The organism is Streptomyces sp. NBC_00557, assembly GCF_036345995.1.
Lineage (GTDB): Bacteria > Actinomycetota > Actinomycetes > Streptomycetales > Streptomycetaceae > Streptomyces.
On sequence record NZ_CP107796.1, the window covers coordinates 3,668,017 to 3,683,474 of the forward strand.

14 protein-coding genes are annotated in these 15,458 nt (G+C 71.5%); 7 read left to right on the forward strand and 7 right to left on the reverse strand.

Annotation, left to right across the window (positions count from 1 at the left end; translation table 11 throughout):
* Window positions 1–83: 83 nt before the first annotated feature.
* Window positions 84–1,211 (reverse strand): alpha/beta hydrolase, encoded by a 1,128-nt coding sequence (locus tag OG956_RS15670; protein WP_330338589.1) that lies wholly within the window; start codon window positions 1,209–1,211, stop codon window positions 84–86.
* Window positions 1,212–1,440: 229 nt separating this feature from the next.
* Here OG956_RS15670 and OG956_RS15675 point away from each other — a divergent pair, with 229 nt between their 5' ends.
* The 6 genes from OG956_RS15675 (at window position 1,441) to OG956_RS15700 (ending at window position 6,695) form a co-directional block, all read left to right on the forward strand.
* Window positions 1,441–3,255, forward strand: coding sequence for a phosphatidylglycerol lysyltransferase domain-containing protein (locus OG956_RS15675; RefSeq protein ID WP_330338590.1), 1,815 nt, complete (start codon window positions 1,441–1,443; stop codon window positions 3,253–3,255).
* 138 nt (window positions 3,256–3,393) lie between these two features.
* Window positions 3,394–4,368: a dihydropteroate synthase gene (gene folP, locus OG956_RS15680; protein ID WP_330338591.1), complete on the forward strand. Its 975-nt coding sequence runs from the start codon at window positions 3,394–3,396 to the stop codon at window positions 4,366–4,368.
* Complete coding sequence (locus OG956_RS15685) at window positions 4,365–4,898, forward strand: nuclear transport factor 2 family protein (protein WP_330338592.1); 534 nt, start codon at window positions 4,365–4,367, stop codon at window positions 4,896–4,898. Before folP ends, OG956_RS15685 begins: the two co-directional genes overlap by 4 nt.
* A gap of 260 nt (window positions 4,899–5,158) precedes the next feature.
* The gene (gene folB / locus OG956_RS15690; RefSeq protein WP_059251576.1) at window positions 5,159–5,518 is read left to right on the forward strand and encodes a dihydroneopterin aldolase; all 360 of its coding nucleotides are present in this window, start codon (window positions 5,159–5,161) and stop codon (window positions 5,516–5,518) included.
* Window positions 5,515–6,126, forward strand: coding sequence for a 2-amino-4-hydroxy-6-hydroxymethyldihydropteridine diphosphokinase (gene folK, locus OG956_RS15695; protein WP_330338593.1), 612 nt, complete (start codon window positions 5,515–5,517; stop codon window positions 6,124–6,126). Before folB ends, folK begins: the two co-directional genes overlap by 4 nt.
* 80 nt (window positions 6,127–6,206) lie before the next feature.
* Window positions 6,207–6,695: a DUF3180 domain-containing protein gene (locus tag OG956_RS15700; protein WP_330338594.1), complete on the forward strand. Its 489-nt coding sequence runs from the start codon at window positions 6,207–6,209 to the stop codon at window positions 6,693–6,695.
* A gap of 25 nt (window positions 6,696–6,720) precedes the next feature.
* Here the strand turns inward: OG956_RS15700 and folE are convergent, their stop codons facing one another.
* From folE to dacB, 6 genes are all read right to left on the reverse strand, one after another.
* Window positions 6,721–7,326: a GTP cyclohydrolase I FolE gene (gene folE, locus OG956_RS15705; RefSeq protein WP_330338595.1), complete on the reverse strand. Its 606-nt coding sequence runs from the start codon at window positions 7,324–7,326 to the stop codon at window positions 6,721–6,723.
* A gap of 136 nt (window positions 7,327–7,462) precedes the next feature.
* On the reverse strand, window positions 7,463–9,502 hold the full coding sequence (gene ftsH / locus OG956_RS15710) for an ATP-dependent zinc metalloprotease FtsH (RefSeq protein ID WP_330338596.1): 2,040 nt from the start codon (window positions 9,500–9,502) through the stop codon (window positions 7,463–7,465).
* A gap of 216 nt (window positions 9,503–9,718) precedes the next feature.
* Window positions 9,719–10,279, reverse strand: coding sequence for a hypoxanthine phosphoribosyltransferase (hpt, locus tag OG956_RS15715; protein ID WP_031165039.1), 561 nt, complete (start codon window positions 10,277–10,279; stop codon window positions 9,719–9,721).
* Window positions 10,280–10,368: 89 nt separating this feature from the next.
* A complete protein-coding gene (gene tilS / locus OG956_RS15720; protein WP_330338597.1) occupies window positions 10,369–11,535 on the reverse strand; it encodes a tRNA lysidine(34) synthetase TilS in 1,167 nt (388 codons plus the stop codon).
* A gap of 193 nt (window positions 11,536–11,728) precedes the next feature.
* Window positions 11,729–12,829 carry a zinc-dependent metalloprotease gene (locus tag OG956_RS15725; protein ID WP_330342853.1) on the reverse strand — a complete coding sequence of 367 codons (1,101 nt, stop codon included), beginning with the start codon at window positions 12,827–12,829 and terminating at the stop codon, window positions 11,729–11,731.
* Between the two features lie 357 nt (window positions 12,830–13,186).
* Window positions 13,187–14,788 carry a D-alanyl-D-alanine carboxypeptidase/D-alanyl-D-alanine endopeptidase gene (gene dacB / locus OG956_RS15730; RefSeq protein WP_330338598.1) on the reverse strand — a complete coding sequence of 534 codons (1,602 nt, stop codon included), beginning with the start codon at window positions 14,786–14,788 and terminating at the stop codon, window positions 13,187–13,189.
* A 79-nt stretch (window positions 14,789–14,867) separates the two neighbouring features.
* Here dacB and OG956_RS15735 point away from each other — a divergent pair, with 79 nt between their 5' ends.
* Complete coding sequence (locus OG956_RS15735) at window positions 14,868–15,359, forward strand: inorganic diphosphatase (RefSeq protein ID WP_029381130.1); 492 nt, start codon at window positions 14,868–14,870, stop codon at window positions 15,357–15,359.
* Window positions 15,360–15,458 lie beyond the last annotated feature (99 nt).

Genomic DNA, 15,458 nt, shown 5'->3' on the forward strand with positions numbered 1-15,458 from the left:
CCGCGCGTAGGCGAATCGCGGACCCCCGCCCCGTAAAAACACGGCCACGAACACCGGCTTCACGAGACGTCAGGCACCCCGGCTCAGTGGGCGACCAGCCGCTGGCTCAGCCACTGCAGCATCGGCGGGATCTCGCGCCGCCAGGTGTTGAAGTTGTGCCCGCCGCTCGGGAGGATGATCGACGAAATCCTGGTCACGTTGGTCGCCTGCACGCTCTTGATGAATTTGAGCGTGTCCTTGTAGTTGTGCTCGCCCACCCGGCTGCTGGTGACGAGCAGCGACGTCTCGGGCGCGGACAGGTGCTTGATCGCCCAGAAGAGGTTGGCGCGATTCCGCAGATTCGTGTTGCCGCGGAAGAGGTCTCCGGTGGTGGGGTCGAGCGGCGCCTTGTAGTACGGCGACAGGCCGGCGGCGGCCGCATACGCCTTCGGGTGGTGCATGGCGATCTTCAGCGCGCAGTAGCCGCCGGTCGAGTCGCCGGCGATGCCCCAGCTGGCGGGCGTCCTGTCGACCCGGTAGTGGGCGGTCACCGAGTCGCGCAGGTCCCGGGCGAAGAACGTCTCGGTCTGCGGTCCGCCGGGCACGTCCACGCACTCCGTGTCGCGCGGCGGCGCCACGGTCGGACGCAGCATCACCAGGATCATCGGCTGCATCTTCCCGGCCTTGGCCAGCTGCAGCGCCGTACTCGGGTAGTGCAGCTTGTCCACCAGCGCCTGAGCCGTGCCGGGGTAGCCGGTGAGGATGACGGACACCGGGAACGTGCGCGTGCGGTTCTGCGGCTGGAAGTACTCGGGGGGCAGATACACGAACGCCGGCGTGGCCAGGTGGGTCGTACGGCCGATGATGTCCACCTTCTGGACCTGCCCGGCGACCTGCGGCAGGGCGCTGCTCGCCCCGATGACCCGGGAGGTGGACACCACTTGTACGGGGCTGCCGGCGCCGCCGCCCGCTATGTGGTCGACGACCACTCCCTGCCCGGTCTCCTGGCCGAACAGGTCGGCCCAGCTGGCGTAGAAACCGAAGGCCTGGTTCACGGCGAGGCCCACCGAGGCGAAGAGCGCCACCTGGGTGCCGAGCAGCAGCCCGACGCGCCCGCTGACGGCCCGCCAGTTCCGCCTGGCCAGCCGCGGCCACCACCACACCGTGCCGAGGAAGAGGACGACGGCGAGGACGACCGCCAGCACCAGCACCTTGTTGCTCGTCAGACCCATGGGCTGTTACCTGCCTGCGCTCTCCGCCCGGCGCCCGCCCGCAACGTCGTCGCGCGGGCTTGCCCGGGGCTTTCCTTGGCCTTTGACCCGACTTTCCGGTGGGGAGTGAACCTGTCTCCCCGAGACACCGTCCTAGAGGGCGCAATGTCGCCGGATGCCCGTATCGGGCCCGGGTTCAAGGTCTCTCGCAGAACTACGGGATGCGATGTCTGTCAGGATAGATGGGGAAATGTCGGGCGGGGTTCCGAGCCGATCCAGCCGGGCGCGGCGCATACTGCGCGGCCCGCGCCCCGAGGCCGTCCCCGTGCTCGTCGGCAGGGCCGCCGCCCTCGTGGGCGTCCTGGACATTGCCGCGGGCGTGTTCCCGCGCTTCCGTCACAGCCGTATGCACGCCATCGCGGAAGTGCTGCCCGGCTCGTTCGGGCCGTTCGCGGCCGCGCTCTCGCTGAGCGCCGGCGTGCTGTTGCTGCTGCTCGCGCACGGGCTCAAACGGCGCAAGCGCCGGGCGTGGCGGGCCGCGGTCGCGCTGCTGCCGGCGGGCGCGGTGGCGCAGTTCGCGTACCGGCACTCGCTCGTCGGCGTGCTCATCGCCGTCGCGCTGCTCGTACCGCTGCTGCTCCACCGCGACCAGTTCGCCGCCCTGCCCGACCCGCGCAGCAGGTGGCGCGCACTCGCCAACTTCATCCTCATGAGCGCCGGCTCTCTCGTCCTCGGACTCGTCATCGTCAGCGTCCACCCGCACCGGACGATCGGCGACCCGAGCCTGGCCGATCGGCTGACGCACGTCGTCTACGGCCTGTTCGGCTTCGAAGGACCGGTCGACTACCAGGGCAACACGTCCTGGACCGTCGCCTTCTCCCTCGGCGCCCTCGGCTGGATCACCGCGGCCACCACCATCTACCTCGCCTTCCGCCCCGAACACCCCGCCGCCCGCCTCACCGAGGAGGACGAGTCCCGGCTGCGGGCCCTGCTGGACAAGCACGGCGGGCGCGACTCCCTCGGCCACTTCGCGCTGCGCCGCGACAAGGCCGTCGTCTTCTCCCCCAGCGGCAAGGCCGCCGTCACCTACCGCGTCGTCTCCGGCGTGATGCTCGCCAGCGGCGACCCCATCGGCGACGTCGAGGCCTGGCCCGGCGCCATCGAGCGCTTCATGGACGAGGCCAAGGCCCACTCCTGGACCCCCGCCGTCATGGGCTGCTCGGAGACGGGCGGCGAGGTGTGGACCCGCGAAACCGGCCTGGACGCCCTCGAACTGGGCGACGAGGCGGTGGTGGACGTCGCGGATTTCTCGCTCGCCGGACGCGCGATGCGCAACGTGCGACAAATGGTCAAACGCATCGAGCGAGCCGGCTACGAAACCCGGGTACGGCGCATCCGTGACCTCGGCGACGCCGAACTGGAGCGCATCCGGCGGGCGGCGGAGGACTGGCGCGGCACCGACACCGAACGCGGCTTCTCCATGGCGCTCGGCCGCATCGGCGACCCCGCCGACGGCGACTGCCTGATCGCCACCGCGCACAAACAGGACGACGAACCCGGCGAGTACGGCGACCTGAAGGCGATCCTGCACTTCGTGCCCTGGGGCAGGGACGGCGCGTCGCTGGACCTCATGCGCCGCGACCGCAGCGCCGACCCCGGCATGAACGAACTGCTCATCGTCGCCGCCCTCCAGGCCGCGCCGAAGTTCGGCATCACCCGCATCTCGCTGAACTTCGCGATGTTCCGCTCCGCCCTCGCGCGCGGCGAGAAGATCGGCGCCGGTCCGGTGCTGCGCGCCTGGCGCGGGCTGCTGGTGTTCCTCTCGCGCTGGTTCCAGATCGAGTCGCTGTACAAGTTCAACGCCAAGTTCCAGCCGCGCTGGGAGCCCCGCTTCGTGGTCTACCGCAACAGCGCCGACCTGCCCCGCATCGGCTTCGCCGCCATGCAGGCGGAAGGCTTCGTCAACCTCGCCCTGCCGCTCCCGCGCTTCCTGCGCCGGCGCAGGGCGGCCGCCGAGCGCCCCTGCGCGCACACCATGGCGGAACGGGACGTCCGCGCGGCCTGAGCCGCGCGGACCAGGGCACCGCGCAGACGAGCGGTGCGGCCGGGTACGGGCCCGGGCGGACGCCCCTCCCCCTCCAGCACGGGGCGGCCGCCCGGGCCGCCGCGCGTTCCGGACGCCCCCTGGGCCTACGCTGAACGTATGAACAACCTCAGCGGACGCGGGCACGTCGCCGGCCTTCCGGTATGGGACCGGTGCGCGGTCATGGGTGTCGTCAACGTGACCCCCGACTCCTTCTCCGACGGCGGCCGCTGGTTCGACACGACCGCCGCCGTCAAACACGGCCTGGAACTCGTCGCCCAGGGCGCGGACCTCGTCGACGTCGGCGGCGAGTCCACCCGCCCCGGCGCCACCCGGGTGGACGAGGCCGAGGAACTGCGGCGCGTCATCCCGGTCGTCCGGGGCCTCGCCTCCGAAGGCGTCGTCGTCTCCGTCGACACCATGCGCGCGTCCGTCGCCGAGCAGTCCCTCGCGGCCGGCGCGTCCCTCGTCAACGACGTCAGCGGCGGCCTCGCCGACCCCGCGATGATCCCGGTGGTCGCCGACGCGGGCGCCCCCTTCGTCGTCATGCACTGGCGCGGCTTCCTTCAGGGCGGCAACGTCAAGGGCGTCTACGAAGACGTCGTCACCGAAGTCCTGGACGAACTGCACGCGCGCGTGGAAGCCGTTCTGGCCGGCGGCATCGCCCCCGACCGCGTCGTCGTCGACCCCGGCCTCGGCTTCTCCAAGAACGCCGAGCACGACCTCGCCCTCCTCGCCCACCTCGACCGCCTGCACGGCCTCGGCCACCCCCTGCTCGTGGCCGCCTCCCGCAAGCGGTTCCTCGGCCACGTCCTCGCCGGCCCGGACGGCGCGCCGCCGCCGGCCCGCGAACGGGACGCCGCCACGGCCGCCGTCTCCGCGCTCGCCGCGCAGTCCGGCGCCTGGGCGGTGCGCGTGCACGAGGTACGCGCCAGCGCCGACGCCGTACGAGTCGCACGCGCCGTGGAGGAGGCGCGCACGACAGGCCTGGTGCCGGGGGCGCAGGCGCTGCGCGCGGAGCGCGAACACGGGGTGTGCGGCAGCGGACGCACGCCGGGCGTCAGTGGCCGCCTCGGGGCGGAAGGAACCCGGTGAGCGCCCCTCATACCGACGTCGAGCAGGTGGAGGCGGCCAACACCGCCTTCTACGAGGCGATGGAGCGCGGCGACTTCGAGGAACTGTCCGCCCTCTGGCTCACCCCCGCCGACCTGGGCGTGGACGAGGAGTACCACGACCCGGCGGACACCGGGGTGGTCTCCTGCGTGCACCCCGGCTGGCCGGTGCTCACCGGGCGCGGCGAGGTCCTCAGGTCCTACGCCCTGATCATGGCCAACACCGACTACATCCAGTTCTTCCTCACCGACGTGCACGTCTCCGTCACCGGCGACACCGCGCTCGTGACCTGCACCGAGAACATCCTCAGCGGCGGCCCCGCCCCGGAGGACGGCGCGGAGCTGGGCCCGCTGGTCGGCCAGCTCGTCGTCGCCACGAACGTGTTCCGGCGCACACCCTCCGGCTGGAAGCTCTGGTCGCACCACGCCTCCCCCGTCCTCGCCGAGACCGACGACGAGGACGAGGAGACCGGCGTGAACGGCGTGAACCCGGACGACGGCCCCCTCGCCTGAGCGGGCGGGCGCGGCACGGCGGCCGGGCGCCGACCGGGAAGTGGTTGGAATCACCTACCCCTGGGTAGAAGCCGCTACCAGCCCATGACACCGCCGGGTTTCTCCGGGGAAACGCGAGATGAACGCTCGTGGTCCAGACGCGGGCCCGCCTCCCGCGGCCCGGCTTTGTCAGTGGCCGCAGGTAGATTCGTCTGCAGGCCGGTGTGCCGCCCGTACGTGGTACGGACCGGTCCTTCCCGACGATTGCAGGAGTGATTCGCGTGGATCGTGTCGCGCTGCGCGGCCTCAAGGCCCGCGGGCACCACGGTGTGTTCCCCAAGGAGCGCGAGGAGGGCCAGACCTTCATCGTGGACCTCGTCCTGGGGCTCGACACCCGTCCGGCCGCGGCCGACGACGACCTGGCGAAGACCGTCCACTACGGCATCGTGGCCGAGGAGGTCGTGGCGGTGGTCGAGGGCGAGCCGGTGGACCTCATCGAGACCCTCGCCGAACGGATCGCCCGGACCTGCCTGAAGCACGAAGGGGTACAGGAGGTCGAGGTCTGCGTCCACAAGCCGGACGCGCCGATCACCGTCCCCTTCGACGACGTGACCGTCACCATCACCCGGAGCCGAGTATGACCCGACCTTTCCTCCAGGGTCACAGTGACCCGACCGTCCAGCCGGTGCCCGCCTCGGTCGTCGAGAAGGTCGACGCCGCCGACACGACCCTGCAGAACCCGAAGTGGGCCGTCATCTCCATCGGCTCCAACCTCGGCAACCGCCTGGAGACCCTCCAGGGCGCCGTCGACGCGCTGGAGGACACCCCGGGCGTCCGCGTGAAGGCGGTCTCGCCGGTGTACGAGACCGAGCCGTGGGGCGTGGCGCCCGGCAGCCAGCCGTCGTACTTCAACGCCGTCGTGGTCCTCAAGACCACCCTGCCCCCGGCCTCCCTGCTGGAGCGGGCCCATGCCATCGAGGAGGCGTACAAACGCGTCCGCGACGAGCACTGGGGCCCGCGCACCCTGGACGTCGACATCGTCGCCTACGCCGACGTCACCTCCGACGACCCGCAGCTCACCCTGCCCCACCCGCGCGCCCACGAGCGCGCCTTCGTCCTCGCGCCCTGGCACGACGTGGACCCGGAGGCCCAGCTGCCCGGCCGCGGCCCGGTGGCCGAGCTGCTGTCGGCCGTCACCCGTGCGGGCGTCGAACCCCGCGCGGACCTGGAACTCCGACTGCCGGAATAGTCGTTAAGGTCAAGACGACTCAGACGACAAGGTCGGTGAGACCGCGGTCCGCACCGGTCCGGGGGAGCTGAAGGGACACCGTGAGAGAGCTGCGCATCAGGGTGCTGGCGGGCGTGTTCGTCGTGGCCGGGATCCTGTCCTGGGCGGGCGCCCGCCTCTGGAACTCGATCGGGACCCTGCCCAGCGTCCCCCTGGCCGCCCCCATCGTCCTCGCACTGATCGCGGTGGTCCTGCTGTCGACGGCGCTCTCGCTGCGCGCCCGTCTGAAGGCCCAGCGCGAACGCCGCCCCGGCGCGAAGGGCGTCGACCCGCTGATGGCCGCCCGCGCGGTCGTCTTCGGCCAGGCCAGCGCTCTGGTCGCCGCGCTCGTCGCCGGCATGTACGGCGGCACGGGCGTCTTCCTGCTGGAGCTCCTGGACATTCCCACCCGCCGCGACCAGGCCATCTACGCCGGCTTCTCGGTCCTGGCCGGCATCGGCGTGATAGCGGCGGCCCTGTTCCTGGAGCGGGTGTGCAAACTCCCGGACGACGAGGACCAGAACACCCCGGGGGCGGAACCGGCGGCGTGACCGCCGGTTCCCGTCAGCACCCGGTTCAGCGCGCCATGATCAGGCTCATGGCCTCGTTCCGCGTCGCCGCGTCCCGCAGCTGCCCGCGCACGGCGGACGTTATGGTCTTCGCGCCCGGCTTGCGGATGCCGCGCATGGACATGCACATGTGCTCGCACTCGACGACCACGATGACGCCCCGCGGCTCCAGGATCTCCATCAGCGAGTCCGCGATCTGCGTGGTGAGTCGTTCCTGCACCTGAGGCCGACGGGCGTAGACGTCCACCAGACGGGCCAGCTTCGACAGGCCGGTGATCTTCCCGGTGACGGACGGGATGTATCCGACGTGGGCGACGCCCCGGAACGGCACCAGATGATGCTCACAGGTCGAGTACACCTCGATGTCCTTCACGAGCACCATTTCGTCGTGCCTGAGGTCGAACGTCGTCGTGAGCACGTCCTCGGGCTTCTGCCACAGGCCCGCGAAGATCTCCTTGTACGCCCGAGCCACCCGCGCGGGAGTCTCGCGCAGGCCCTCCCGGTCCGGATCCTCCCCGACCGCGATCAGCAGTTCCCGCACGGCGTTCTCGGCGCGCTTCTCGTCGAAGTCGCCGACGGGGAGCTCGCCGTCCAGCGTCACGGGGTCGGTCATCTGGTTCCTCGTTCCTGTACCTCTTGCCGCGTGGCGGCGGCCACACGTCGGTTCTGCGGACATACGAACGCCGCGCCCTCCAGGCTAAAACCTGGCGGGCGCGGCGTTCATTCCAGGCCGGTTTGGCCTGAACTGCTCAGCTCTCCGGGCGCTCGTCCGGGGTCTGGTCCGTCACCGGGGTGGACTCCGTGGCCGTGGACTTGGCCGTGCTGATCGCGGCCGTCGCGCCGTTCGCGCCGTTGGTCAGTGCCAGCTCCTTGGGAGAGAGCACCGGCGGGCGGGTGGACGGGGTGCGCCGCGAGGAGCCGGTCCAGGCGGGCCGCGGCGGGCGCTTGACGACCGGGGCGAAGATCTCGGCGATCTCCTCCTTGCCCAGGGTCTCCTTCTCCAGCAGCTGGAGAACGAGGTTGTCGAGCACGTCGCGGTTCTCGACCAGGATCTCCCAGGCCTCGTTGTGCGCGGTCTCGATGAGCTTCTTGACCTCTTCGTCGACCAGCGCGGCGACCTCTTCCGAGTAGTCGCGCTGGTGAGCCATCTCACGTCCGAGGAAGGGCTCGCTGTTGTCTCCGCCGAACTTGATGGCGCCGAGCCGCTCGGTCATGCCGTACTGGGTGACCATCGCGCGGGCCAGGTTGGTGGCCTTCTCGATGTCGTTCGCGGCACCGGTGGTCGGGTCGTGGAAGACCAGTTCCTCGGCGGCGCGACCGCCCAGCATGTAGGCGAGCTGGTCGAGCATCTCGTTGCGCGTGGTGGAGTACTTGTCCTCGTCCGGCAGGACCATCGTGTAGCCGAGGGCGCGGCCGCGGGACAGGATGGTGATCTTGTGGACGGGGTCGGAGTTCGGTGAGGCCGCCGCGACCAGGGCGTGACCGCCCTCGTGGTACGCGGTGATCTTCTTCTCCTTGTCCGACATGATCCGGGTCCGCTTCTGCGGGCCCGCGACCACGCGGTCGATCGCCTCGTCCAGCGCCTTGTTGTCGATCAGCTTCTGGTCGCCTCGGGCGGTGAGCAGTGCCGCCTCGTTCAGCACGTTCGCCAGGTCGGCGCCGGTCATGCCGGGCGTGCGGCGGGCGACGGCGGCCAGGTCGACGTCGGGCGCGACCGGCTTGCCCTTCTGGTGGACCTTGAGGATCTCCAGACGGCCCTGCAGGTCCGGCGGGTCGACCGCGATCTGGCGGTCGAAGCGGCCGGGCCGCAGAAGGGCCGGGTCGAGGATGTCGGGCCGGTTGGTGGCGGCGATGAGGATCACGCCGCCCTTGACGTCGAAGCCGTCCATCTCGACGAGCAGCTGGTTCAGGGTCTGCTCGCGCTCGTCGTGACCGCCGCCGAGGCCGGCACCGCGGTGGCGGCCGACCGCGTCGATCTCGTCGACGAAGACGATCGCCGGGGCGTTCGCCTTGGCCTGCTCGAACAGGTCGCGGACCCGGGAGGCGCCGACGCCGACGAACATCTCGACGAAGTCGGAACCGGAGATCGAGTAGAAGGGGACGCCCGCCTCGCCGGCCACGGCACGCGCGAGCAGCGTCTTGCCGGTACCCGGGCGGCCGTAGAGCAGCACGCCCTTGGGGATCTTGGCGCCGACGGCCTGGAACTTGGCCGGCTCCTGCAGGAACTCCTTGATCTCCTGGAGCTCCTCGACGGCCTCGTCGCAGCCGGCGACGTCGGAGAAGGTCGTCTTCGGGGTGTCCTTGGTGATGAGCTTGGCCTTGGACTTGCCGAAGTTCATGACCCGGGAGCCGCCGCCCTGCATCTGATTCATCAGGAACAGGAAGACGACGACGATCAGGACGAAGGGCAGCAGCGAGAGCAGGACGCCGACGAACGGGTTCTGCTTGGACGGCGAGACCGTGTAGCCGTCCGGGATCTGCTTGTGCTGGTACTTGTCCTGCAGCATGCCGGCGACGGTCACACCCTGGTCGCCGATGTAGCTCGCCTGGATCTTCGAGCTGCCGTCGACCTTCTGGCCGTCCTTGAGGGTGACCTTGATGGTCTGCTCGTCGCCTGTGGTCAGTTTGGCCGACTGGACCCTGTTGTCATTGATCGCCGCAACGACCTGGCCGGTGTCCACCGTCTTGTAGCCGCCGGACGAGCCGACGACCTGCATCAACACGACCACGGCAAGGACGGCCAGCACGATCCACATGACCGGCCCACGGAAGTATCGCTTCACGTCCATCCATACGGAGCGGTGCCGCCCCGTCCCTCCTGCCATAGTGAGTTTGATAAGACAGTTCTTCTGACGGTACCCCAGCGTGGTGGTCCGAAGCCGCACGAAGTCGCTTCGATGGCCGGGAAGGCCGTCTCTGCAAGCTTCAACGGCGCGGAACCCGCCGGGGTTCCCGATCGTCCTACAAGGCTTGCGCCGAGTGGCTCAACTCACGTCCCGGCCGGCTCAGCCGCCGTAGACGTGAGGCGCGAGCGTACCCACGAACGGCAGGTTGCGGTACTTCTCGGCGTAGTCGAGGCCGTAGCCGACGACGAACTCGTTCGGGATGTCGAATCCGACCCACTCGACGTCGATGGCGACCTTCGCGGCGTCCGGCTTGCGCAGCAGCGTGCACACCTTCAGGGAGGCGGGCTCGCGGGAGCCGAGGTTGTTGATCAGCCAGGACAGGGTCAGGCCGGAGTCGATGATGTCCTCGACGATCAGGACGTGCTTGCCCTTGATGTCGGTGTCGAGGTCCTTGAGGATCCGCACGACACCGGAGGACTGGGTGCCCGCGCCGTAGGAGGACACGGCCATCCAGTCCATGGTGACGGGGGTGGACAGCGCCCGGGCGAGGTCCGCCATGACCATCACCGCGCCCTTGAGGACGCCGACGATGAGCAGGTCCTTGCCCGCGTACTCCGCGTCGATCTTCGCGGCCAGCTCGGCCAGCTTCGCGTCGATCTCTTCCTTGGTGATGAGCACCTGCTGGAGGTCGGCACCCATGTCTTTCGCGTCCACCCGCATCACTTTCGGTCGTCCCGCACTTACGGCCGCAGTCCACGGCCACCGGCTGCCCGGCCGGCCGCCGGAGGGTCGCTCCGCGGGACCGGGTTTCAGCCTTGCCGAATCACCAGTCTGCCACCCTGCCGCTGGGCGACGACCCGGCCCGGGAGATTGATGGCTCCCTGACCGCGCCAGCCGGTGATCAGGCGGTCGACTTCCTCGATGTGGCGGGCGAACAGCGAACCGGCCGGGGCGCCGGCCTCGATGGCGGCGCGGCGCAGGATGCGGCGGCGTACGGCGGGCGGGAGGGCGTAGAGCTTGGCGCACTCCAGCAGGCCCGCGGCGTCGCGTACGGAGGCTTCCGCCTGGCTGGCCCAGGCGTCGAGGGCGTCGGCGTCGTCGCGGGAGAGCTGGGCGGTGCGGGCGAGCGCCTCCACGACCCCTTTGCCGAGGGCCTTCTCCAGGGCGGGCAGGCCTTCGTGGCGCAGCCGGGAGCGGGTGTAGGCGGGGTCGGTGTTGTGAGGATCGTCCCAGACCGGGAGGGACTGGGCCATGCAGGCCTTGCGGGCGGTCTGCCGGTCGAGCTCCAGGAAGGGGCGCCGGTAGCGGCCGCCGGCCCCCGAGACCGCGGCCATGCCGGACAGGGAGCGGATGCCGGAGCCGCGGGCGAGGCCGAGCAGGACGGTTTCGGCCTGGTCGTCGCGGGTGTGGCCGAGCAGGATCGCGGTGGCGCCGTGGCGTTCGGCGACGGCGTCGAGGGCGGCGTAGCGGGCGTCGCGGGCGGCGGCTTCGGGCCCGCCGTCGCGGCCGACGGTCACGGCGACGGACTCGACGGGGTCGAGGCCGAGTTCGCGCAGGCGCTGGGCGACCTCGTCGGCGCGGAGGTCGGAGCCGGGCTGGAGGCCGTGGTCGACGGTGACGCCGCCGGCGCGGATGCCGAGCTTGGGCGCTTCGAAGGCGAGGGCGGAGGCGAGGGCCATGGAGTCGGCGCCGCCGGAGCAGGCGACGAGCACGAGCGGGGAGCCGAGCGGGGAGGGGGGCCGCTCGGTGGTCCGGTGCGGGTGCCGGCCGCCGGCCTGCCGGCCGGGGCCGGCGGCGATCGGGCGTGCGGGGGCGCCGGCGGTCAGCGCGCCGGGGCGGCCGGCCCAGGCCTGCCCGCCGAGGCCGCTGAGGGCCTGACGTCCAGGGGCGCCGGAGCCCTGGTGGTCGTTGAGGATGTCATGGAGGACGCGGCGAACCGCCAGGCGTATCGCCGCGACCGCAGGATGGGGACCCATGTCCGGTTCCCTTCATGAAGTTTTCGGGGGCGGGCCCCCGAGTTCGGTCACTCAGAGTGTGTAGATGGTGACAGAACCGGGGCGTTCCCCGAGCATTGCACGCCTACGCATGGCTCACGGTCCCTCGGACGGGTGATTGGAGGGGCGTTCGACTGCCGTCGGCCGGATTCGTTTCACGACGTGTCCATGCCGTTCACGACTCGGCCTTGCGGTGCACCCGCGCGACCCAGTCCGCCGGTTTGGCGATCTCCGCCTTCGTGGGCAGGGTGTTGGGCGAGGTCCACACGCGGTTGAACCCGTCGGTGCCGACCTGTTCGACGACGGCCCGCACGAACCGTTCGCCGTCCCGGTACTGCCTGAGTTTGGCATCCAGACCGAGCAGCTTGCGCAGCGCGAGGTCGAGGCGGGAGGCGCCCTTGGCGCGGCGCTGCTGGAACTTCTCGCGGATCTCCGCGACGGTCGGTACGACGCTGGGGCCGACGCCGTCCATCACGTAGTCGGCGTGGCCCTCCAGCAGGGACATGACGGCGGTGAGGCGGCTGAGGATCTCCCGCTGGGCGGGGGTCTGCACCAGCTCCACGAAGGAGCGGCCGGCGTCCTCGTCCTCGCCCTCGGGGCGGCCGCCGACGAGGGACTGGGCGGCTTCCCTGATGCGCTCCAGGAAGGTCATCGGGTCGACGTCGGTCTCCGCCAAGAACGACTGGATTTCGCCCTCCAGGTGGTCGCGCAGCCAGGGCACGGCCGTGAACTGGGTGCGGTGGGTCTCCTCGTGCAGGCACACCCACAGCCGGAAGTCGTGCGGTTCGACGTCGAGTTCGCGCTCGACGTGGACGATGTTCGGCGCGACGAGCAGCAGCCGGCCGCCGCCGTTCTCGCCGGCCGGCAGGTCGCGGCCGGCCGGGGCGAACGTCTCGTACTGGCCGAGGACGCGGGAGGACAGGAACGACAGCAGCATGCCGAGTTCGACGCCGGTGACCTTGCCGCCGACGGTGCCGAGCACCGCGCCGGCGGGGTTGCCGGACCGGCGCTGCTGCATCTTCTCCAGCAGCGGCCTGAGGATCTCGCGGAAGCCGGCGACGTTGGCGCGGACCCAGCCGGGGCGGTCGACGACCAGGACGGGGGTGTCGTGGGTCTCGTCGGTGCCCATACGAGTGAAGCCCCGGACGTGTTCCTCCGAGGCCTTGGCGTGCCGGCGCAGCTCCGCGACGACGGCGCGGGCCTCGTCGCGGCTGACGTCGGGGCCCGGGCGTACGAGCCGCGTCGCGGTCGCCACCGCGAGGTTCCAGTCGACCATCCCGGGAGATGCGGTGCCACCGAAGCCAGTCATGCTGCCAACCGTACGGGAACGTCCCCACTTGGGGCAGTCCGTGTGAGGTCGGCAGGGGCCGGGGGCCGACGGGGGCGGGGCCTGGCGGGGTGGGGCCTGGTGGGGACGGGGCCTCGTGGGATCGGGGTGCGTTCGCGGGCCGCGACCCGGCGGGCGGGCAGACACGCAAGGAGCGCGGGAGGCTGACGGCCTGGCGGACAGGCCGGGGAGAGGCACAACGGCGGGCAAGCACGCGAGAGGGACAAGCGGCGGGCAAGCAGGCGGGGGGCGCACGGTGTGGGCGGGCGGCCGGCCTGGGTCGCAGGCCGGCCGTTGCCGCGGCGGTCAGCGGCAGCCGCAGGCCGCGAGGGCCGTCGCCGCCTTGTCCAGGGCCGACTCCGCTGCCAGGGGGTCGGTGGTGCCGGACGCCATGAAGGCGAAGGCGAGGAGGCGGCCGTCGGCGTCGACGACGGTGCCGGCGAGGGTGTTCACGCCGGTCAGCGTGCCGGTCTTGGCGCGTACGACGCCCGCCGCGCTGTCGGTGTAGCGGTCGGCCAGCGTGCCGGTGAAGCCGGCCACGGGCAGGCCGGTGAGGACGGGGCGCAGGCCGGGGCGGCCGGGGTCGCCGGCGGTGACCAGAAGGCCGGTGAGGAGGCCGGCGGTGAGCCGGTCGTCGCGGTCGAGGCCGCTGCCGTCGTGGAAGGAGGCGCCGGTCATCGGCAGGCCCAGCTTGGTCAGCCGTGCGGCGATTGCCTTGGCGCCGCCCGCGAAGCTGCCGGGCTGCCCGCTGGTGAGGGCCGTCTGGCGGGCGAGCGCCTCGGCGATGTCGTTGTCGCTGTCGGTCAGCATGCGCTCGACGATGTCGGACAGCGGGGGTGAGGAGACCGTGGCGAGGGTCTGCGCGCGCGTGCTCGCCTTGGAGGGGCCGGGGGGCGTGGTGGTGATGCCGGCGTCCTTCAGGAAGGCCGCGAACTTGCTCGCCGCGTCCTTCGCGGGGTCGCTCACCCGGGGCGCCGGGCCGCTGCTGGAGCCGTCGGTGCGGCCCTCGTCGGCGATCAGGGGGCTGACCGGCGCGAGGTTGTCGTTGACGCCGATGGGGTGCAGCTGGGGGCCGGAGTACAGGGTCGTGTCGTAGGAGAGCGTGACCTTGCGGATGCCTCGCCGGTGCAGGGCCTGGGCGGTGTGCGCCGCCAGGTCGCGCAGGCTGGCCCAGCCGTCGCTCTTGCTGCGCGCGGTGAGGGTGGGGTCGCCGCCGCCGACGAGGATCAGTTCGCCGGTGTCGGCTTCGAGGGCGGCGCGGGTGGTGAAGCGGTGGTCGGGGCCGAGCGCGGACAGGGCGGCGACGGCGGTGGCGATCTTCGTGGTGGAGGCGGGGGTGAGGGCCTCGCCGGCGTCGGTGCCGTAGAGGCGCTTGCCGGTGGCCACGTCGACGACGGCCGCCGCGCGGGTGCCGCCCAGCGCGGGGGCGCTGAGGAGGGGCTTGAGGACGTCGGAGAGGGGCTTTCCGTCCGGCGGGGCCTTCTTGGTGCCGACGGCCGCCACGGGGCCGTCGAGGCCCACCAGGACGGGTGCGGCGCTCGGCGCGGTCCGGGCCGTGCCCGGCGCGGTGCCGGTACGGCCGTGATCTGTGCCACCCGGCTGCTCCAGGGCGACCGCCCGGTCCCGCTCGGCCGTACGCTGACCGTTGGCGTCCCAGGGTCCGGCCGCGGTCACCACACCGGCGGCGAGCGCCAGGCCGGCGGTGGCGGCGCCCGCGGTGTACTGCCAGGTCCTGATGCTTCCCGGACGCGGGAGCCGCGGGGTCCGGGGCCGCAGGGCCCGCGCCAGCCGCGCGACCCGCGGCCCGGCGGCGGCACCGGCCCGCGCCAGACGCGGTCGTACGGCGTTCGCGATCCGCTCCACCTGCGGTCTCGCGGACTGCCACGGCCTCAGCTCTGGCACGACCACCAGCCCCTTTCGCGATCACATACCTGCGTGAGGGACACTTAACCACCAGAACTATGTGCTGATCATGGAGGAGCCACCGGTGGAGTTCGACGTCACGATCGAGATCCCGAAGGGTTCGCGCAACAAGTACGAGGTGGACCACGAGACCGGTCGGATCCGCCTGGACCGTCGTCTCTTCACCTCGACCGCCTACCCGACCGACTACGGCTTCGTCGAGAACACCCTCGGCGAGGACGGCGACCCGCTGGACGCGCTGGTCATCCTGGACGAGCCGACCTTCCCGGGCTGCCTGATCCGCTGCCGCGCGATCGGCATGTTCCGCATGACGGACGAGGCGGGCGGCGACGACAAGCTGCTGTGCGTTCCGGCCACCGACCCGCGCGTGGAGCACCTGCGCGACATCCACCACGTGTCGGAGTTCGACCGCCTGGAGATCCAGCACTTCTTCGAGGTGTACAAGGACCTGGAGCCCGGCAAGTCGGTCGAGGGCGCCAACTGGGTCGGCCGCACGGACGCCGAGGCGGAGATCGAGCGGTCGTACAAGCGCTTCAAGGAGCAGGGCGGCCACTGACCGGCCGGTTTGTCTTCCGCGGGCCGCGGCACCCTGCCCGGGGTGGCGCGGCCCGTTTGCGTACTCATGCGCATACTGAGGCCTACGGAAGGTGTCGTT